Source organism: Lysobacter capsici, assembly GCF_018732085.1.
GTDB classification, from domain to species: Bacteria; Pseudomonadota; Gammaproteobacteria; order Xanthomonadales; family Xanthomonadaceae; genus Lysobacter; species Lysobacter capsici_A.
In genome coordinates this window covers 4,744,805-4,763,485 of the sequence record NZ_CP076103.1, presented here as the reverse complement: position 1 = coordinate 4,763,485, position 18,681 = coordinate 4,744,805, and the positions used below count along the sequence as shown (strand labels likewise).

The window sequence follows — 18,681 nt, the reverse complement described above, 5'->3', positions numbered from 1 at the left end:
CCCCGCGCACCCGCGCCGGCGGCGCTTGGATCGCGCGCGCGGCGGCCCGATGTCTATGCTGGATCGAACGGACGCGAGAAACCCCGATGGCAAAACCGACCGCTACCCGCAAAGTGTTGATGCTGCACGGCATCTGGATGCCCGGCGTGTCGATGGCCTGGCTCGGCGCGCGGCTGGCCGCAGCCGGCTTCGAGCCGGAAGTGTTCGCCTACGCCGGGGCCGGCGGCGGCCCCGAGGCGACCCTGCCGCGGCTGGTCGAGCGGCTGCGGCGCGAACCGGTCCACGTGCTGGCCCACAGCCTGGGCGGTCTGATCACCCTGACCGCGCTGCGCGAACACGCCGATCTGCCGGTGCGGCGGGTGGTCTGCCTGGGGTCGCCGCTGTGCGGCAGCTCCGCCGCCGACGGCCTGGCCCGGCACGCCTGGAGCGCGCCGATGCTCGGCCGCGCCGCGCAACTGCTGCAGGCCGGCTGTCCGCCGTGGCAGGGCGCGGCCGAGGTCGGGCTGATCGCCGGCCGCAGCCCGCATGGCCTGGGCCGCTATTTCGGCCGTTTCGACGGCGACAGCGACGGCACCGTGGCGGTGTCGGAGACCCGCCTGCCCGGTTTGACCGCGCACGAGGTGATCGAGGCCAGCCACAGTGGATTGCTATTTTCGGCCCAGGCCGCGCGCATGGCCGAGGCGTTCTTTCGCCGCGGCCGCTTCGGCGACTGAGGCGGGGCGGGCCTGCGCGGCCGGTCGTTCAGTTACGGACCGCGGATACGGGCGCTCGCGCAATGGTCGTTTTTTGCCCCGGGCGGACGCGTTTGGGCGCGGCGGTCAGGGCAATCCGACGCCGGTCGAGCGAAAACCGCATTCCATGCCCCGGCGGACAGGCCCGATCGAGTAAAATCGCCGGCTTGTTCACACGACACGTCCGGTCACGCCATGGGTAGAGGTCCTTCGATCGAAGCACGCAAGAACGCCGAAGACGCGCGTCGCGGCAAGATCTTCACCAAGATCATCCGCGAAATCAGCGTCGCGGCGCGTTCGGGCGGCGGCGATCCCAACAGCAACCCGCGGCTGCGCAGCGCCATCGACAAGGGCCTGTCGGCGAACATGACCAAGGACGTGATCGAGCGCGCGGTCAAGAAAGCCACCGGCGCGCTGGAAGGCGTGGAATACGAGGAAATCCGCTACGAGGGCTACGCCCCGGGCGGCGTGGCGGTGATCGTCGACTGCCTGACCGACAACAAGGTCCGCACCGTCGCCGACGTGCGCCATGCGTTCGGCAAGTTCGGCGGCAACCTCGGCACCGACGGCTCGGTCTCCTTCATGTTCGCCAAGCGCGGCGTGTTGTGGTTCGACGCCGGTTCGGACGAGGAAAAGATCACCGAAGTGGCGATCGAGGCCGGCGCCGACGACGTGGTGGTCTATCCCGAGGACGGTTCGATCGACGTGCTGACCGCGCCCGACGCGTTCGAGGCGGTCAAGGCGGCGATGGAAGCGGCCGGGCTGAGCCCGGGCGAGGCCCAGGTCACCCTGCGCGCCGACAACAACATCGCCGTCGCCGGCGAAACCGGCCAGCAAGTGGTCAAGCTGCTGAACTGGCTGGAAGACATCGACGACGTGCAGAACGTGTATTCGAACGCGGATCTGGCTGAAGACGCATATGTGTGAGGCCGGGAATCGGGAATCTGGAATCGGGAATCGGGTAGGGCAAGAGCCAGTGCCTTCGCTCGTGGATGCCCGACCGATTGCCAGGGTTTCCTGAAGTCTGGCGATGTCGATTCCCGATTCCCCATTCCCGATTCCCGCCGGCGCCACCCGCATCCTCGGCATCGACCCGGGCTCGCAGCGCACCGGCCTGGGCGTGATCGACGTGGGCGGCGACGGGCGCTGCACCTTCGTGCATGCGCGCGCGCTCAAGCTGCTCGACGCCGATGATTTTCCGTCGCGGCTGGGTCTGCTGTGCGAAGGACTGGAAGCGGCGCTGGACGAATTCCAGCCGCAGCAGGTCGCGATCGAAACCGTGTTCATGGACAAGTCCGCCACCTCGGCGCTCAAGCTCGGCCATGCCCGCGGCGCGGCGCTGGCGACGGTGGTGCGGCGGCGGATTCCGATCAGCGAGTACGCGCCGCGGGTGATCAAGCAGTCGCTGGTCGGGCGCGGCGCGGCCGACAAGCAACAGGTCCAGCACATGGTGCGGCTGTTGCTGAATATTCCCGAAGTGAAGCTGCAGGCCGACGCCGCCGACGCGCTTGCGGTCGCGCTGACCCATGCCCACATGAGTGCTACCGCGCGGCGTACCGGCATTTCCACCCTCGACCTGCGCAGGCGCGGGACCTGAGTGAGCGCCGCCTTGCGCCAGCTCGCCGCCGTTGCCGTAACCGTCGCCGCCCAACGCGGCGCGATGGCGTCGTCGCGGCGGGTAGGGACTCGCGGCCGCGGTCGCGTTGTGGCGGATACGGCCGGGCATTTCGCCGCCGGGTATTTCATTTCTTGCGTGCGACGCGCCGACCTGCGGGCCGGCGGGTCGCCGATCCTATTGGGAGTTCGCGCGTGATCGGTCGTCTCAAAGGCATCATCGTGCACAAGCAGCCGCCGTGGCTGGTGGTCGACGTCCATGGCGTGGGCTACGAGCTGGAAGCGCCGATGAGCACGTTCTACGACCTGCCCGAACTCGGCCGCGAGGTGGCCTTGTTCACGCACTACGCGCAGAAGGAAGACAGCGTGTCGCTGTACGGCTTCCTGCGCGAGGCCGAGCGGCGCCTGTTCCGCGATGTGCAGAAGGTCAGCGGCATCGGCGCGAAGATCGCGCTGGCGGTGCTGTCGGGCGTGCCGGTCGAGGAATTCGCGCGCCTGGTCCAGGCCGGCGATGTGACCGCATTGACCCGCATCCCCGGCATCGGCAAGAAGACCGCCGAACGCATGGTGGTCGAACTGCGCGACCGCGCCGCCGATCTGGCCGGCTCCGGCGCCACCTTCACCAGTAGCGGTGTGCCGGCCGATCCGCAGAGCGAAGCCACCGTCGCCTTGCAGCAACTGGGCTACAAACCGGTCGAAGCCGCGCGCATGGCGCGCGAAGCGACCGCCGCCGGCGACGATGCTGCCGCCATCATCCGCAAAGCGCTAAAGTCCGCGCTTCGTTGAGCCAAGGCGGGTCTCCGCCCCGGAACCACGCGAAATGTCTTCTACCGTTCCTTCCAGTGCGAAAAACGCTCACGGCCACAAGGCCGCGAACGGACACGACTCAGGCCATCACGGCTCCAAGAAGGGCCTTCCCGGGCTGGTCGTGGGCGCGATCGGCGTCGTCTTCGGCGACATCGGCACCAGCCCGCTGTACACGCTGAAGGAAGCGTTCTCGCCGCATTTCGGCCTGACCGGCAACCACGACACCGTGCTCGGCATCCTGTCGCTGGTGTTCTGGGCGCTGATGATCGTGGTCACGCTCAAGTACGTGACCATCATCATGCGCGCCGACAACGACGGCGAAGGCGGGATCATGGCGCTGATGACCCTGGCCCAGCGCACCCTGGCCAAGGGCGGGCGCTCGGCCTACGTGGTCGGCATCCTCGGCATCTTCGGCGCGTCGCTGTTCTTCGGCGACAGCGTGATCACCCCGGCGATCTCGGTGCTCGGCGCGGTCGAGGGCCTGGAAGTCGCCGCGCCCGGGCTGCACCGGTTCATCGTGCCGATCACCGTGGTGATCCTGGTGATGGTGTTCCTCGCCCAGCGCTTCGGCACGGAGAAAGTCGGCAAGGTGTTCGGGCCGATCACCATGGTCTGGTTCGTGTCGCTGGCCGCGATCGGCATCCACAACATCATCCAGGGCCCGGAAGTGTTCAAGGCGCTGAACCCGTGGTGGGCGCTGCGCTTCTTCATGGAACACGGCTGGCATTCGGTGCTGATCCTGGGCGCGGTGGTGCTGGCGGTGACCGGCGGCGAAGCGCTGTACGCCGACATGGGCCACTTCGGCGCCAAGCCCATCCGCTACGCTTGGTACACCATGGTGCTGCCGTGCCTGATGCTCAATTACCTGGGCCAGGGCGCGTTCGTGCTGCATCACCCCGAGGCGGTCAAGAACCCGTTCTTCGAAGCGGTGCCGTCGTGGGCACTGTACCCGATGATCGTGCTGGCGACCATGGCCGCGGTGATCGCGTCCCAGGCGGTCATCACCGGCGCGTATTCGGTCGCGCGCCAGGCCATGCAGCTGGGCTACATCCCGCGCATGCAGATCAAGCACACCTCCAGCGACACCATCGGCCAGATCTATGTGCCCTACATCAACTGGGTGCTGGCGATCACGGTGATCGGCGTGGTCCTGGCGTTCCGCAGTTCGACCGCGCTGGCTACCGCGTACGGCATCTCGGTTGCGACCACGATGCTGATCGATACCTTGCTGCTCGCCCTGGTCGCGCGCGCGCTGTGGCCGCGCTGGCGCAAGTGGGTGCTGCCGCTGTGCGTGGTGTTCTTCGTCGTCGACGTGGGTTTCGTGATCGCCAACGGCGCCAAGTTCTTCCAGGGCGCGTGGTTCCCGGTGGTGCTCGGCTTGGTGGTGTTCACCCTGCTGCGCACCTGGCGCCGCGGCCGCGAGCTGCTGCACGAGGAAGTGCGCAAGGAAGGCATCCAGCTCGACAGCTTCCTGCCTGGCCTGATGCTGGCGCCGCCGGCGCGGGTGCCCGGCACCGCGGTGTTCATGACCGCCGACAAGGGCGTGGTGCCGCATGCCTTGCTGCACAACCTCAAGCACAACAAGGTCCTGCACGAACGCAACGTGTTCCTGACCGTGGAAACCCTCGGCGTGCCGTACGCGCCCAAGGACAAGCGGCTCAAGATCGAGGCGATCGGCAACGATTTCTATCGCGTGCTGATCCGCTTCGGCTTCATGGAAGTGCCCGACGTGCCGCTGGCGCTCATGCGCTCGTGCGACGCCGGCGGCATCTATTTCGACCCGATGGACACGACCTATTTCGCCAGCCGCGAAACCGTGGTCGCCAGCCGCCACCGCGGCATGCCGATCTGGCGCGATCGCCTGTTCGCCTTCATGCACCGCAATGCCGCGCCGGCGACCGGGTTCTTCCGGATTCCCGGCAACCGGCTGGTCGAGCTGGGCGCGCAGGTCGAGATCTGAGCGCAGCGCGCAGTCCTCCGGGCGCCGGCTGAAAAGCGGGCGCCCGGGGTCGACCTGCGCCGCATCGGCGTCACCGGCAAACCGCTAAAGTCCCTCCTTCGCCCGCCGGTCCGCCGCGCGGGCCCCTGCCGCCCTACCTCCAGGAAGGCGCATGTCCGCGAACGAGCCGTCCCACCCGCAGGCCGATCACGCTTCCGGCCACGCCAAGACCGGCATGGCCGGCCTGGTCGCCGGCGCGATCGGCGTGGTCTTCGGCGACATCGGCACCAGCCCGCTGTACACGCTGAAAGAAGCGTTCTCGCCGCACTACGGCCTGATCCCCAACGAACACACCGTGCTCGGCATCCTGTCGCTGGTGTTCTGGTCGCTGATGATCGTGGTGACGTTCAAATACGTCGCGGTGATCATGCGCGCCGACAACGACGGCGAGGGCGGGATCATGGCCCTGACCGCGCTGACCCAGCGCACGCTCAAGCACCACCCGCGCGGGGTCTACATCGTCGGCATTCTCGGCATCTTCGGCGCCTCGCTGTTTTTCGGCGACGGCGTGATCACCCCGGCGATCTCGGTGCTGTCGGCGGTCGAAGGCCTGCAGGTGGCGGCGCCGCATCTGGACCATTTCGTCGTGCCGATCACCGTGGCCGTGCTGGTGCTGGTGTTCCTGGCCCAGCGCTTCGGCACCGCGAACGTCGGCAGGGCGTTCGGCCCGGTGATGATCGTGTGGTTCCTGGTGCTCGGCGCGATCGGTGTCTACAACATCGTCGAGGCGCCGCAGGTGATCAAGGCGCTGAACCCGATCTGGGGCGTGCGCTTCTTCATGGAACACAACTGGCATGCGGTGTTCGTGCTCGGCGCGGTGGTACTGGCGGTGACCGGCGGCGAGGCGCTGTACGCCGACATGGGGCATTTCGGCAAATGGCCGATCCGCCTGGCCTGGACCTATTTCGCGCTGCCCGCATTGACCTTGAACTACCTCGGCCAGGGCGCGCTGATGCTCAACAGGCCCAGCGCGGTCGGCAATCCGTTCTTCGAAGCGGTGCCGCAATGGGCGCTGTTTCCGATGATCGGCCTGGCCACGGCGGCGACCGTGATCGCCTCGCAGGCGGTCATAACCGGCGCGTACTCGGTCGCGCGTCAGGCCATGCAACTGGGTTACATCCCGCGCATGCAGATCAAGCACACCTCGCGCGACACCATCGGCCAGATCTATATCCCGGCGGTCAACTGGATGCTGCTGGCGCTGGTGATCGTGTCGGTGGTCGGCTTCGGCAGTTCGACCGCGCTGGCCACCGCCTACGGCGTGTCGGTGACCGGCACCATGCTGATCACCAGCGTGCTGATGATCATCTACCTGCGGGCCAACACCAAGGTGCCGGCGCCGTTGTTCTGGCTGCTCGCGGCGATGTTCGTGCTGGTCGATGTCGCGTTCTTCTACGCCAACATCATCAAGTTCCTGGACGGGGCCTGGTTCCCGCTGCTGCTCGGGGTGATCTTGTTCACGATGATGCGCACCTGGCGCCGTGGCCGCGCGCTGCTGCACGAAGAAGTGCGCAAGGAAGGCATCGCGCTCGACAGCTTCCTGCCCGGCCTGATGCTCGCGCCGCCGGTGCGGGTGCCGGGCACGGCGATCTTCATGACCGCCGACAAGGACGTGGTGCCGCACGGGCTGATGCACAACCTCAAGCACAACAAGGTGCTGCACCAGCGCAACGTGTTCCTGACCGTGCATACGCTCGGCGTGCCGTACGCGCCGCCGGAAAAACGCCTGAAGATCGAGGCGATCGGCAACGATTTCTATCGCGTGCTGATCCGTTTCGGCTTCATGGAAGTGCACGACGTGCCGCTGGCGCTGATGCGTTCGTGCGATGCCGGCGGGGTGTATTTCGACCCGATGGACACGACGTATTTCGCCAGCCGCGAGACCGTCGTCGCCGGCCGCCATCGCGGCATGCCGATCTGGCGCGATCGCCTGTTCGCCTTCATGCATCGCAATGCCGCGCCGGCGACCGGGTTCTTCCATATTCCCGGCAACCGGCTGGTCGAACTGGGCGCGCAGGTGGAGATCTGAGATGAGCGGTGCGTCGTCGTTGCAGTGGATGGTGTACGGCCGCGCGCCGACGCTGGACACCTTCTGGGACGAGGAACTCAACCTGGGTCGGGTGGCGGCCACCGCCGAGGCCATCGCTGAAACGGAAACGCGGCTGGACATCGTCGTGCCGGCCTGGCTGCGCACGCTGTATGCGCGCTACGACGGCGGCGCGGTACGAATGGCGCGGGCCGACTCGATCGAACAACTGGGCCAGTGGCTCAAGGCCGAATGGCTGATTCCGCGCGCGCGCCTGCTGCCGCTGGGCGAGTGGTTTTCCTTCGCGCAATTGCGCGCCCGCGAAGGCTATCGCGACGATGCCTATGCCGCCGTGGTCGCGGACGACCGTCGTTTGATCGCCATCGCGATCGACGAGCGCAACAAGACCCTGTGCCTGGACTATTCGGTCGGCAGCGAGCCGATCATCGTGTTGACCGATCAGCAACGGCGCCTGCGCGAATACGCCGATGCGGCGGCCTGGCTCGCCGATCTGATCGATCTGCAGTACTGGAGCCCGGCGCTGCAGGCGCGGCACGACCCGGCCCAGATCCTGGACTGGCGGCCCGAGCCGCCGAGCCTGGACACGTTCTGGAGCGGCCCGGGCTTTTGGGATGACGCCAGCGGCGCGCCGGCGTCGGAGGACGCGATCGCCGCCGCCGAGCTCCGCCTAGGCGTGCGCCTGCCGGCCTTGCTGCGCGCGCTGTACCGGCGCCAGGACGGCGGCTATACCCGTTTCGAGTGGGCGCCGCTGGGACGCCATCCTTCGCGGCATTTCTACGACTGGGAAAGCGTCGTTCCCGACCGCTACCTCAGCTCGCTCGGCCATCTGCGCACCCTGGCCGATGTGGCGAGCGACTTTCAGGACGGCACCGAACTGTCGAGCTTCGCGCGCATGCACGCGCGCTGCGAGCGCATCGTCGTGCTGGCGATGCACGGCATCCACTGGATGCTGTGCCTGGACTACCGCGAACGCGGGCCGGAGCGCGAACCCGACGTGGTCTACTTCGAATACTTCGACGAGCTGATCCCGCGTTACCGCGCGCGCGATTTCGACCGCTTCTTCGCCGATCTGCGCCAGGGCGAGCTGGACTGAGCCGGGGTTCCGGCGTCGCCGTCGTTCTTTCGAAACGGGGCAGGGAAGGCCGTGCTTCCGCCTTGAACCGGTCCTGCACCGCCGTCCCGCCTTATTCCGCCACGCCCGCGGCGCCATCGGCCCCGCTTCAAAGAGGGCGAATTTCCGACGGCCATGCGAACATAGGGCCATGAACGATCCGCGCATCATCGCCCCAGGCGCCACCCGCGAGGACGACGCCATCGAGGCGTCGATCCGGCCCAAGCGCCTGGACGAATACCTCGGCCAGCAACCGGTGCGCGAGCAGCTCAAGATCTACATCGAAGCGGCCAAGCAGCGCGGCGAGGCGATGGATCACGTGCTGATCTTCGGCCCGCCCGGCCTGGGCAAGACCACGCTGAGCCACGTCATCGCCAACGAACTGGGCGTCAACCTGCGCCAGACCTCCGGCCCGGTGATCGAGAAGGCCGGCGACCTGGCCGCGCTGCTGACCAACCTGCAGCCGCACGACGTGCTGTTCGTCGACGAAATCCACCGCCTCTCGCCAGTGGTCGAGGAAATCCTCTATCCGGCGATGGAGGACTACCAGATCGACATCATGATCGGCGAGGGCCCCGCCGCGCGCTCGATCAAGCTCGACCTGCCGCCGTTCACCCTGATCGGCGCGACCACCCGCGCCGGCCTGCTGACCGCGCCGCTGCGCGACCGGTTCGGCATCACCCAGCGGCTGGAGTTCTACAACGCCGAGGAACTGACCCGGATCGTGCGCCGCTCCTCGCAGATCCTCGGCATCGCCTGCGCGCCCGAAGGCGCGGCGGAAATCGCCCGGCGTTCGCGCGGCACCCCGCGCATCGCCAACCGCCTGCTGCGGCGGGTGCGCGATTACGCCCAGGTCCGCGCCGGCGGTTTCATCGACCGCGACGTCGCCGATGCGGCGATGCTGATGCTCAAGATCGATCCGGAGGGGTTCGACGACCTCGACCGGCGCCTGCTGCGGACCATCATCGAATCCTTCGACGGCGGCCCGGTCGGGGTGGAATCGCTGGCCGCCGCGCTCAGCGAGGAACGCGGCACGCTCGAAGACGTGATCGAGCCGTTCCTGATCCAGCAGGGCTATCTGATCCGCACCGCGCGCGGCCGCATGGCCACGCCCAAGGCCTACCGCCTGATGGGCCTGAAACCGCGCGTGGAAAACGTCAGCCTGTTCGACCAGGAGCCCGAATGACGAGCATTCTGAGGTTGTGGCAAGGAGCAGGCTCTTGACCTGCGATTCCCAATTCCCGATTCCCGATTCCCGGCCCAACACCCAGCTATTCAGTTGGCCGACACGCGTGTATTGGGAAGATACCGACGCGGGCGGTCTGGTCTATCACGCCCAGTACCTGGCGTTCCTGGAGCGCGCGCGGACCGAATGGGTGCGCGCGCTCGGATACGGTCAGGACGGTCTGCGCCGCGATCACGGGCTGTTGTTCGTGGTCGCCGGCATGCAGATCGGCTTCCTCAAGCCGGCGCGACTGGACGATGCGCTGGAGGTCACGGTGGAACTGCGGCGTTGCCGCCGCGCCAGCCTGATCTTCGCGCAGAGCGTGATGCGCGGGCTGGATCGGCTGATCGACGCGGAGGTCCGGGTCGCCGCGGTGGACGCGCAGCATCAGCGCCCCTGCGCGATCCCGCCGGAGCTTTACGCGCAGTTGCTCGCGCGGCAGGTTCCCGGCAGCGGCGCCTGATCGCGCCAGGGTGCGTCGCAGGCGGCTGATGCCGCATTCGCACCGCCCGCACCGCGCATCGGCTTCGCAACCGGCATTTCACGAACATCGCTGTAAATAGACTCACCCGCTGCAACCCCACCACCTCCCGCGGCTCGTTACTCCCCACGGACCGCGCAGCCCCACCACAGGCCCGCGCATCGGGCTACGGAGAACCAAGCATGACGTCATCGCTGATCGCGCTTCTGGCCACCACGGTACAAGCCCTGCCGGAGGAAGCCGTGCAGGCGGTGACCGATGGCGCGCAGGCCGCCGGCCAGGCCTCCACCGAATTCAGCCTGTGGCCGCTGATCACCAACGCCAGCATCCCGGTCAAGTTCATCATGGCCTTGCTGGTGATCGCCTCGATCACCTCGTGGGTGATCATCTTCCGCAAGTGGCGGGTGATCCGGCGCGCGCGCATCGAAGCCGATCATTTCGAAGAGCGCTTCTGGTCCGGCGCCGAGCTGTCCAAGCTGTACGCCGGCACCACCGAGCGCAGCCGCAGCGTCGGCGGGCTGGAAGCGATCTTCGAAGCCGGTTTCCGCGAATTCAACCGCATCCGCCAGCGGCGCGGCGTCGACGCGCGCGCCCAGCTCGAAGGCGCCCAGCGGGCGATGCGCGCGACCGGTTCGCGCGAACTCGACGGCCTGGAACACAACCTCGAACTGCTGGCCAACATCGGCTCGACCTCGCCCTACATCGGCCTGGTCGGCACCGTGTTCGGCATCATGGTGACCATGCATTCGCTGGTGTCGGCGTCCAAGCAGGTCGGCATCGCCGACGTCGCGCCGGGCATTTCCGAGGCGCTGCTGGCGACCGCGATGGGCCTGTTCGTGGCGATCCCGGCGGTGTGGGCCTACAACCGCTACGCCACCAGCGTGGAGCGCCTGGCGGTGCGTTACGACGCGTTCTCCGAAGAGTTCTCCTCGATCCTGCAGCGCCAGACCCATCTGGACGAGTGATGCGGCCCGCGCCGATTCACCCGCGGTGCCGCCCGCACTGCCGCCTGCACCACCCGCGCCCAGCGCGACCGCTGCGTTCCGCTCCGTGCGAACGCAACGCGTAACCGAGGAATTCCGCCATGTCCGGCACCGTCGTCCGCCGCCGCAAACGCAAGCTCAAGTCCGAGATCAACGTCGTTCCGTACATCGACGTGATGCTCGTGCTGTTGATCATCTTCATGGTGACCGCGCCGCTGCTCACCCTGGGCATCGACGTCGATCTGCCCAAGTCCAACGCCAAGTCGATCGAGACCAAGAACGACCCGGTGGTTGTGCAGATCGACGACAAGGGCAACTTCTTCCTCGCGGTCAAGGCCGGCAGCAACGAAGCGGTCAGCCAGGAAACGCTGGCGACCAAGGTCGGCGCGCTGGTCAAGCAGAACGGCAAGGATAAGTTGCAGGTCTACATCGCCGGCGACGGCCGTTCGAACTACCAGCCGATCATGGATGCGATGAACATCCTCAAGGATGCCGGCGTGGAGAAGGTCGGCCTGATGAGCCAGCCCGAGAAGGGCGCGAAGAAATGAGGGAAACCCCCGCCGACACCGTGCAGGCGATCGGGCTGGCCTTGCTGCTGCACGGCCTGCTGATCGCCGCCATTTTCCTGAGCATGCTCTGGAACTGGAACAGCAAGCCGGTGTCCGCGGCGGGCTCGCCGATGTCCTCGGAGCTCACCGAAGTCAGCGACTTGTCGGCGGCGATGCAGCGCACCTTGCGCAATCGCCCCAAGCCGGTCGATCCGCTGCCGCAGCCCGAGCCCGAAGACTCCGCGCCGTTGCCGCAGCCGATCCCCGAACCCAAGCCGCAGGACGCGCCCGCGCCGCAGCAGCAATCGCCGCAGGATTTCATTCCGGTGCCGGATGAAACCAGCCAGGAGGCGGTGGTCGACACGCCCACGCCGAAGGTCAGCGACGAACAGAAACTCCAGGAAGCCAAGGCCAAGCAGGAACAGGTCGATCTGACCGAGCAGAAGCGCCAGGAAGAGGCGCAGCAGCAAAAGCGCCTGGCCGAGCAGCAAGAACGCGACAAGGCGCTGGAGAAGATCCGCGCCGAACGCGCCAAGCTGCAGAAGCAGAGCGAACTGGCCGAACAGAAGCTGCAGCAGCTCGCCGACGCGCGCGCCACCCGCGCCAGCCAGAACGTCGCCGCCGCCACGCCGACGCCGGCGCCGGCCGGCAATCAGGGCGTCGATGCCGGCCTGATGGCGCGTTACCAAGCCGCGATCCAGGAAGCGGTGCTGTCGAAATGGTCGCGCCCCGATACCGTGCCGCTGGGCGCGCGCTGTCGCCTGATCATTCGCCAGTTGCCGGGCGGCCGGGTCAATTCGGCCGAAGTGGTCGAACCGTGCGCCTATGACGAACAAGGCCGGCGTTCGATCGAAGCGGCGGTGCTCAAGGCGCAGCCCTTGCCGTATGCCGGGTTCGAGACGGTGTTCAGCCGCCAGCTCAACATCAACTTCACCGCGCAGGATCGCTGAGCATGCGTTTGTCCGTCGCGGCACGACTTGCAACTGCGTTCGCCTCCCGGGGCCCGCGTCGATCGCTGGCCTTGGGCCTGATCGCGCTGTCGCTTTCGGCGCAGGCCGCCAGCCCGGCGAAGCACTCGTCGGTCGATCAGGCCGCGCGCGATCGGCAAGGGCAGGCGAGCCAAAGCGCGCAGTGGTGCCAGGATCACCCCGAACGCTGCGTCGCACAGAACAACCTGCGTTACGCCGAAGTGCTGCGCGACGCGATCATGGCGAAGTGGAACCCGCCGGCCGGCGTGAGCGCGGACGCGAGTTGCATCCTCGACCTGCGTCAGGCTTCGGGCGGGCGGGTGACCTCGGTGCAGGCGGTCGAGCCCTGCGGCTTCGACGAGCAGGGCCGGCGTTCGATCGAGACGGCGGCCCTCAAGGCGCAGCCCTTGCCCTACGAAGGCTACGAGCAGGTGTTCCGCCCGCAGTTGCGCCTGCAGATCAGCGCGCCGGACCCGGACGACGACGCCAAGCCCAGCCGCTGGCGCCGGCTCCGCGACAAGGTCGACGCGATCCGCGACCGTTGAGCGCGATCGGCCCTGCGCGCCGGAAGTGGATTCAAAACGTCTTTTTAGGCCCGATTTCGTCACCTGATCCAAACATTTACGACCGTTTGGCCGAATGTTCGCGTCCGATACGCAAATTGACCCCGGGTTTTGAGCCCACGTTCACCCTCCAGCGTTAACAATGCCGAACCTGAACAAACCCCCGTTGAACCCCACGGAGTGCCGATGAAACGACCCCTGCGCTGGCTGGCTTGTCTGCTGGCAGTCCTGCTTCCCTTCGCCGCCGCGGCCCAGCAGCAAGGGTTGGAGATCGATGTCGTCGGCGGCAACGCCTCGGCCCTGCCGATCGCCGTCGTACCGATGCCCTACCAGGGCGGCGGCGCCGCGCCGCCCACCGACATCGCCGAAGTGGTGCGCAACGACCTCAACCGGTCCGGCCAGTTCCGCGGCCTGCCGGTCGAGCAGATGACCGCCAAGCCGACCAAGGGCAGCGAGATCAGCTATCCGGATTGGCGCGCGCTCAACCAGGACTATCTGGTGGTCGGCCGCGTGGCCGATGCCGGCGCCGGTACCTATCGGGTCGAGTACGAGCTGTTCGACGTGGCCAAGCAGCAGCGCCTGCTCGGGTTCGCGCTGACCGCGCGGTCCAACGCGATGCGCGACGTGGCCCACCAGATCGCCGATGCGGTCTACGAAAAGATCACCGGCGTGCGCGGCGCGTTCTTCACCCGCATCGCTTACGTCACCGCGACCGGCCTGGGCCGTGGCAGCAATTACGCGCTCATGGTCGCCGACTCCGACGGCTACAACCCGCAGACCGTGGTGCGCTCGCCCGAACCGCTTCTGTCGCCGTCGTGGAGCCCGGACGGCAATCGCCTGGCCTATGTCAGCTTCGAAGGCGGCAATTCGTCGATCTACATCCAGAACATCGGCACCGGCAGCCGCGAGCTGATCGCCAAGTTCCGCGGCATCAACGGCGCCCCGGCGTTCTCGCCGGACGGCCGTCGCCTGGCCCTGACCCTGTCGCGCAGCGGCAATCCGGAGATCTACGTGATGGATCTGGGCAGCAAGGCGCTGACCCAGCTGACCAACCACTTTGGCATCGACACCGAGCCGACCTGGTCGGCCGACGCCAGCAAGATCTACTTCACCTCCGATCGCGGCGGCAAGCCGCAGATCTACCAGGTCTCGGCCAGCGGCGGCGGCGCCACCCGGGTCACCTTCCAGGGCAGCTACAACGCCAGCGCCAGCGTGTCGTTCGACGGCAAGAAGATCGCCACCGCGCAGGGCGCCGGAAACAACTACCGGATCGCGATGATGGACTCCAGCCTGGGTTCGCCGCGCTGGAGCACCTTGTCGCCCGGTTCGCTGGACGAGTCGCCGAGCTTTGCCCCGAATGCCTCCATGATCATTTATGCTGCGCGCGAAGGACGCCGTGGCGTGCTCTATGCCGTTTCCGCCGATGCCCGGGTGCGCCAGCGCCTGGTGCTGGCCGACGGCGACGTGCGCGAACCGGCCTGGGGGCCGTACAGGCTGCCGCGCTAAGGCGCCGGCCACACCCCAACGCGCAGATTCGCGCCACCCAACGCGCCAAACCCCCGAACAACTCCTGCCCCACCTGACGAGGAATACCCCATGAACAACGCTGCCCGCATCCTGCTCGTCGCCGTGCTCTGCACCGCGGCCGTCGCCTGCTCGAAGAAGGTCAAGGAAACCCTCCCGACCGACAACGGCACCGGCCCCACCACCACCCAGCCCGGCGGTGACACCGGTCCGGTCGCTTCCGGCGCCTACGGCCCGAACGATCTGGACACCGACGCCTGCCTGCGTCAGCGCGTGGTCTACTTCGACCTCGATCAGGATTCGCTTAAGCCCGAGTTCCAGGCCATCGTCGGCTGCCACGCCAAGTACCTGCGCGACCGTCCGTCCTCGCGCATGACCCTGGAAGGCAACGCCGACGAACGCGGCAGCCGCGAGTACAACCTCGGCCTGGGCGAGCGCCGCGGCAATGCGGTGTCCTCGGCGGTCCAGGCCAACGGCGGTTCGGGCAGCCAGATCACCGTGACCTCCTACGGCGAAGAGCGTCCGGTCTGCACCGAGTCCAACGAAGATTGCTGGGCCAAGAACCGTCGCGTCGAAATCGTCTACACCGCCAAGTAATACTGGCGCGATGAAGTGACCGCGGCGATGCGAATCGCCGCGGCACGACGAGCCGGGCCACGGTCCGGCAAGCCCGCATGACCGATAGAACAACGAAGGCTGACCCAGCGATGCGTAAATTCGCACTAGCCTTGGCGATCGTGGCGGCCACAACGGCCGCCACGCCCGCATTTGCCCAGCGCGCCAGCCTCGCCGACCGCGTCGCGGTCCTCGAACAACGCGCCTCGGACAACCAGGCCAATCTCGATCTGCTCAATCAGGTCAACCAGCTCAAGAGCGAGCTACAGTCCCTGCGCGCCCAGGTCGAGGAACTGCAGCAACAGCACAAGCAACTGCAAGACAGCAGCAAAGCCGAATATCTGGACACCGACAACCGCTTGAACCGCCTCGAAGGCGGTGCCGGCGCACCGGTGCCCGCGGCCGCGCCGCAACCGCAGGCGTCCGTTCCCGCGCCGCCGCCGCCGGCGGTTCGCGACAGCGCGCCGGTGGTCCACGGCGATGCAGGCCTGATCGCCCAGGGCGGCGACGAACGCGCCGCCTACGACGCCGCGTTCAACGTGCTCAAGTCCGGTCAGTACGCCGAATCGGCGCGATTGTTCCAGGAATTCCTGAGCGTCCATCCGAGCGGCACGTATGCGCCGAATGCGCTGTACTGGCTCGGCGAAAGTTATTACGTCACCCAGAACTACCAGCTCGCGCAGGAACAGTTCCAGACCCTGCTCGATCGCTATCCGACCCACGACAAGGCCGCCGGCGCCCTGCTCAAGGTCGGCCTGGCCCAGTTCGGCCTGAAGCAGGTCGACGCCGCCGAGCGCACGCTGGCCAATGTCGCCAACCGCTATCCCGGCACCGACGCCGCCCGCACAGCCGTCGATCGCCTCAACGCGATCCAGCTGAGCCGGCTGCGCAACTAAGGCACCCCATGAACGCCGTTGTCACCCAGACGGCCGATGCGCCGTCCGAGCGCCTGCGGCTGACCGAAATCTTCCTGTCGCTGCAGGGCGAGTCCAACAGCATCGGCTGGCCGACCGTGTTCGTGCGCCTGACCGGCTGCCCGCTGCGCTGCCAGTACTGCGACACCGCCTACGCCTTCCACGGCGGGCAATGGTGGGACTTCGACGCGATCCTGGCCGAAGTCGCCCAGCACGGCGCGCGCCACGTCTGCGTGACCGGCGGCGAGCCGCTGTCGCAAAAACGCTGCATCCAGTTGCTGGAAAAGCTCTGCGACGCCGGCTACGAGGTATCGCTGGAAACCTCCGGCGCGATCGACATCGGCCCGGTCGACTCGCGCGTATCGCGCATCGTCGACATCAAGACCCCCGATTCCAGGGAAGTCCACCGCAACCTGTGGAGCAACCTGCCGCTGCTGACCGCGCACGACCAGATCAAGTTCGTGATCTGCAGCCGCGAGGACTACGAGTGGTCGAAGGCCATCGTCGCCGAGCACGGCCTGACCGCGATCTGCGACGTGCTGTTCTCGCCGAGCTTCACCCAGATCAAGCCCAGCGACCTGGCCGACTGGATCGTCGCCGATCGGTTGCCGGTGCGGTTCCAGTTGCAATTGCACAAGATTCTTTGGAATGACGAGCCGGGTAGGTGAGGGTAAGGCTGGGAATGGGGAGCGGGAATCGGGAATGGGGAGTCGGGAATCGTAAAAGCGGTTTCGATGCGATTTGATCGAACGCTCTGATTCGTAGCCCGTCCTAACGCCATGTCTTACCTGCCCTAATCTCGTCCCCAGTGACGCGCCACTTCGCCAGTCCCGCGCCACCGCGCTCGTCATTCCCGCGAAGGCGGGAATCCAGTGACTTTAGCGCCATGTGTCGAAAAGACCCCGATATCCCGGTGGTGCCGAACATTCGCCGCTTCCGGGTGAGACCACTGAAGTCTCTGGATTCCCGCCTTCGCGGGAATGACGGTCTGGATGGAACGCGCTGAAGTATTTGGATGTCGGGCTTAGCCGAAGCAGGGCAGAACCCGTTTTCGCCGGAATAACGAGCAAAAACGTCAGCCACCTGGTTTAGCCTTACCCGATTCCCGATTCCCGATTCCCGATTCCCGATTCCCGATTCCCGATTCCCGATTCCCGATTCCCCAATCCCCAATCCCCAATCCCCAATCCCCAATCCAGTGCCCCCGATCCAGAGCCCCACACCCATGAAAAAAGCCGTCGTCCTGGTCTCCGGAGGCATGGACTCCGCTGTCGTCATCGCCATCGCGCGCGAGCAGGGCTTCGCCGTGCATGCGCTGAGCGTGCGCTACGGCCAGCGCCACACCTCCGAGCTCGACGCCGCCGCGCTGGTGGCGCAGTCGCTCGGCGCGGTCGCGCACAAGACCGTCAGCGTCGATCTGCGCAGCATCGGCGGCTCGGCCCTGACCGACGAAACCATCTCGGTGCCGCTCGACAACGACGGCCACGCGATCGGCACCGCCGCGGCCAAGGACGACATCCCGGTCACCTACGTGCCGGCGCGCAACACCATCATGCTGTCGATCGCGCTGGGCTGGGCCGAAGTGCTCGGCGCCAACGACATCTTCTGCGGCGTCAACGCGGTCGACTATTCCGGCTACCCCGACTGCCGCCCCGAATTCGTCGAAGCCTTCGAGCGCCTGGCCAACCTGGCGACCAAGGCTGGCGTGGAAGGCGCCGGCCTGCGCGTGCAGGCCCCGCTGCAATTCATGAGCAAGGCCGACATCGTCCGCGAAGGCGAGCGCCTGGGCGTGGATTTCAGCCAGACCGTCTCGTGCTACCAGGCCGACGCCGCCGGCCGCGCCTGCGGCCACTGCGACGCCTGCCGCTTGCGCGCCGAAGGCTTCAACGCCGCCGGCATCGCCGACCCGACCCGCTACGTCTGATCGGCGCGCATCGGGCCATCTGAACGAGCCCGGTCACCCGGGGCATGACGCCGCGGCGCAGGCTTTGTTAGAATGCCCGACCCCGGCGGAGGTCGGGGCCGAATCATCCAGCATTCGGGCCGTTAGCTCAGTCGGTAGAGCAGAAGACTTTTAATCTTTTGGTCGTAGGTTCGAATCCTACACGGCCCACCAAACAGCAAAGGGGCTTGGCGTTCGCGCCGAGCCCCTTTTCTTTGCCCGACCGTAAATCGCGGAACCGCTGCGATTTGGCCGCTCGAGTCGCTTGTCTGGCGATCGCGATGCGCGATGGCGCCTGCTGTGCCCGTCGCTTCGATCTGGTGTTCTTCGAAGCCATGCTCAAGCCGAACGCCGCGCCATCGGTGCCGCGTTCGACCTCGCCTGCGCGGATCGCCGAACGCGTTCGCGCGCTGATCGACCGCCGATCGCGCGCCGCATCGACGGGCTGGTCCGGCCAGTGTCGGTATCGTGCAAGCAGCCCACGCAAAGGCTTCGGTATAGTGCTCGGCCGCGTCCACCGTCGCTGAAACTGCCGCCTTGCGGCCCGCGCGCCGGACGCTCACTGCAATTCAAGGAACGATATGGCTTCGATTATAGGAATGGCGATCT

At 67.0% G+C, this 18,681-nt stretch carries 19 protein-coding genes and 1 tRNA gene; all 20 read left to right on the top strand.

All coding sequences use genetic code 11. The features are described from left to right. Positions 1 to 86 precede the first annotated feature (86 nt). The 20 genes from KME82_RS19820 to KME82_RS19725 all read left to right on the top strand — a co-directional run bounded on the left by KME82_RS19820 (position 87) and on the right by KME82_RS19725 (position 18,599). Positions 87 to 713, top strand: a complete 627-nt coding sequence (locus KME82_RS19820) for an alpha/beta fold hydrolase (RefSeq protein ID WP_215495533.1) — start codon at positions 87 to 89, stop codon at positions 711 to 713. 213 nt (positions 714 to 926) lie between these two features. Continuing rightward, positions 927 to 1,658 (top strand): YebC/PmpR family DNA-binding transcriptional regulator, encoded by a 732-nt coding sequence (locus KME82_RS19815; RefSeq protein WP_056105699.1) that lies wholly within the window; start codon positions 927 to 929, stop codon positions 1,656 to 1,658. 103 nt (positions 1,659 to 1,761) lie between these two features. Continuing rightward, positions 1,762 to 2,328 (top strand): crossover junction endodeoxyribonuclease RuvC, encoded by a 567-nt coding sequence (gene ruvC / locus KME82_RS19810; RefSeq protein WP_215495532.1) that lies wholly within the window; start codon positions 1,762 to 1,764, stop codon positions 2,326 to 2,328. Between the two features lie 212 nt (positions 2,329 to 2,540). Beyond that, positions 2,541 to 3,131, top strand: a complete 591-nt coding sequence (gene ruvA, locus KME82_RS19805) for a Holliday junction branch migration protein RuvA (protein ID WP_215495531.1) — start codon at positions 2,541 to 2,543, stop codon at positions 3,129 to 3,131. 34 nt (positions 3,132 to 3,165) lie between these two features. Then, positions 3,166 to 5,112, top strand: a complete 1,947-nt coding sequence (locus tag KME82_RS19800) for a potassium transporter Kup (RefSeq protein WP_215495530.1) — start codon at positions 3,166 to 3,168, stop codon at positions 5,110 to 5,112. A gap of 214 nt (positions 5,113 to 5,326) precedes the next feature. Then, positions 5,327 to 7,180 carry a potassium transporter Kup gene (locus tag KME82_RS19795; protein WP_252255841.1) on the top strand — a complete coding sequence of 618 codons (1,854 nt, stop codon included), beginning with the start codon at positions 5,327 to 5,329 and terminating at the stop codon, positions 7,178 to 7,180. A gap of 1 nt (position 7,181) precedes the next feature. Continuing rightward, positions 7,182 to 8,291, top strand: coding sequence for an SMI1/KNR4 family protein (locus KME82_RS19790; RefSeq protein ID WP_252255434.1), 1,110 nt, complete (start codon positions 7,182 to 7,184; stop codon positions 8,289 to 8,291). 169 nt (positions 8,292 to 8,460) lie between these two features. Next, the gene (ruvB, locus tag KME82_RS19785; RefSeq protein ID WP_036107728.1) at positions 8,461 to 9,495 is read left to right on the top strand and encodes a Holliday junction branch migration DNA helicase RuvB; all 1,035 of its coding nucleotides are present in this window, start codon (positions 8,461 to 8,463) and stop codon (positions 9,493 to 9,495) included. A gap of 34 nt (positions 9,496 to 9,529) precedes the next feature. After that, positions 9,530 to 9,997 (top strand): tol-pal system-associated acyl-CoA thioesterase, encoded by a 468-nt coding sequence (ybgC, locus tag KME82_RS19780; RefSeq protein WP_215495528.1) that lies wholly within the window; start codon positions 9,530 to 9,532, stop codon positions 9,995 to 9,997. A gap of 200 nt (positions 9,998 to 10,197) precedes the next feature. Then, positions 10,198 to 10,980: a protein TolQ gene (tolQ, locus tag KME82_RS19775; protein WP_215495527.1), complete on the top strand. Its 783-nt coding sequence runs from the start codon at positions 10,198 to 10,200 to the stop codon at positions 10,978 to 10,980. A 119-nt stretch (positions 10,981 to 11,099) separates the two neighbouring features. Next, positions 11,100 to 11,546, top strand: coding sequence for a protein TolR (tolR, locus tag KME82_RS19770; protein WP_215495526.1), 447 nt, complete (start codon positions 11,100 to 11,102; stop codon positions 11,544 to 11,546). Beyond that, positions 11,543 to 12,496, top strand: a complete 954-nt coding sequence (locus tag KME82_RS19765; RefSeq protein WP_215495525.1) for a TonB C-terminal domain-containing protein — start codon at positions 11,543 to 11,545, stop codon at positions 12,494 to 12,496. The genes tolR and KME82_RS19765 overlap by 4 nt, the downstream gene beginning before the upstream one ends. Before the next feature lie 2 nt (positions 12,497 to 12,498). Continuing rightward, a complete protein-coding gene (locus KME82_RS19760; RefSeq protein ID WP_215499222.1) occupies positions 12,499 to 13,059 on the top strand; it encodes a TonB C-terminal domain-containing protein in 561 nt (186 codons plus the stop codon). 204 nt (positions 13,060 to 13,263) lie between these two features. Continuing rightward, on the top strand, positions 13,264 to 14,583 hold the full coding sequence (tolB, locus tag KME82_RS19755) for a Tol-Pal system beta propeller repeat protein TolB (RefSeq protein WP_215495524.1): 1,320 nt from the start codon (positions 13,264 to 13,266) through the stop codon (positions 14,581 to 14,583). Between the two features lie 90 nt (positions 14,584 to 14,673). After that, a complete protein-coding gene (pal, locus tag KME82_RS19750; RefSeq protein WP_215495523.1) occupies positions 14,674 to 15,198 on the top strand; it encodes a peptidoglycan-associated lipoprotein Pal in 525 nt (174 codons plus the stop codon). A gap of 110 nt (positions 15,199 to 15,308) precedes the next feature. Continuing rightward, complete coding sequence (gene ybgF, locus KME82_RS19745) at positions 15,309 to 16,112, top strand: tol-pal system protein YbgF (RefSeq protein WP_215495522.1); 804 nt, start codon at positions 15,309 to 15,311, stop codon at positions 16,110 to 16,112. 8 nt (positions 16,113 to 16,120) lie between these two features. Beyond that, positions 16,121 to 16,798: a 7-carboxy-7-deazaguanine synthase QueE gene (queE, locus tag KME82_RS19740; protein WP_215495521.1), complete on the top strand. Its 678-nt coding sequence runs from the start codon at positions 16,121 to 16,123 to the stop codon at positions 16,796 to 16,798. Positions 16,799 to 17,355: 557 nt separating this feature from the next. Beyond that, positions 17,356 to 18,054 carry a 7-cyano-7-deazaguanine synthase QueC gene (gene queC / locus KME82_RS19735; RefSeq protein ID WP_215495520.1) on the top strand — a complete coding sequence of 233 codons (699 nt, stop codon included), beginning with the start codon at positions 17,356 to 17,358 and terminating at the stop codon, positions 18,052 to 18,054. Between the two features lie 116 nt (positions 18,055 to 18,170). Then, positions 18,171 to 18,246, top strand: a tRNA-Lys gene (locus KME82_RS19730). Between the two features lie 107 nt (positions 18,247 to 18,353). Beyond that, complete coding sequence (locus tag KME82_RS19725) at positions 18,354 to 18,599, top strand: hypothetical protein (protein WP_215495519.1); 246 nt, start codon at positions 18,354 to 18,356, stop codon at positions 18,597 to 18,599. Positions 18,600 to 18,681 lie beyond the last annotated feature (82 nt).

Coding starts and splice junctions, on each gene's coding strand:
- KME82_RS19820 (WP_215495533.1), top strand. CDS start 87: ATGGCAAAACCGACCGCTACCCGCAAAGTGTTGATGCTGCACGGCATC.
- KME82_RS19815 (WP_056105699.1), top strand. CDS start 927: ATGGGTAGAGGTCCTTCGATCGAAGCACGCAAGAACGCCGAAGACGCG.
- ruvC (WP_215495532.1), top strand. CDS start 1,762: ATGTCGATTCCCGATTCCCCATTCCCGATTCCCGCCGGCGCCACCCGC.
- KME82_RS19800 (WP_215495530.1), top strand. CDS start 3,166: ATGTCTTCTACCGTTCCTTCCAGTGCGAAAAACGCTCACGGCCACAAG.
- KME82_RS19795 (WP_252255841.1), top strand. CDS start 5,327: ATGGCCGGCCTGGTCGCCGGCGCGATCGGCGTGGTCTTCGGCGACATC.
- KME82_RS19790 (WP_252255434.1), top strand. CDS start 7,182: ATGAGCGGTGCGTCGTCGTTGCAGTGGATGGTGTACGGCCGCGCGCCG.
- ruvB (WP_036107728.1), top strand. CDS start 8,461: ATGAACGATCCGCGCATCATCGCCCCAGGCGCCACCCGCGAGGACGAC.
- tolQ (WP_215495527.1), top strand. CDS start 10,198: ATGACGTCATCGCTGATCGCGCTTCTGGCCACCACGGTACAAGCCCTG.
- tolR (WP_215495526.1), top strand. CDS start 11,100: ATGTCCGGCACCGTCGTCCGCCGCCGCAAACGCAAGCTCAAGTCCGAG.
- KME82_RS19765 (WP_215495525.1), top strand. CDS start 11,543: ATGAGGGAAACCCCCGCCGACACCGTGCAGGCGATCGGGCTGGCCTTG.
- KME82_RS19760 (WP_215499222.1), top strand. CDS start 12,499: ATGCGTTTGTCCGTCGCGGCACGACTTGCAACTGCGTTCGCCTCCCGG.
- tolB (WP_215495524.1), top strand. CDS start 13,264: ATGAAACGACCCCTGCGCTGGCTGGCTTGTCTGCTGGCAGTCCTGCTT.
- pal (WP_215495523.1), top strand. CDS start 14,674: ATGAACAACGCTGCCCGCATCCTGCTCGTCGCCGTGCTCTGCACCGCG.
- ybgF (WP_215495522.1), top strand. CDS start 15,309: ATGCGTAAATTCGCACTAGCCTTGGCGATCGTGGCGGCCACAACGGCC.
- queE (WP_215495521.1), top strand. CDS start 16,121: ATGAACGCCGTTGTCACCCAGACGGCCGATGCGCCGTCCGAGCGCCTG.
- queC (WP_215495520.1), top strand. CDS start 17,356: ATGAAAAAAGCCGTCGTCCTGGTCTCCGGAGGCATGGACTCCGCTGTC.
- KME82_RS19725 (WP_215495519.1), top strand. CDS start 18,354: ATGCGCGATGGCGCCTGCTGTGCCCGTCGCTTCGATCTGGTGTTCTTC.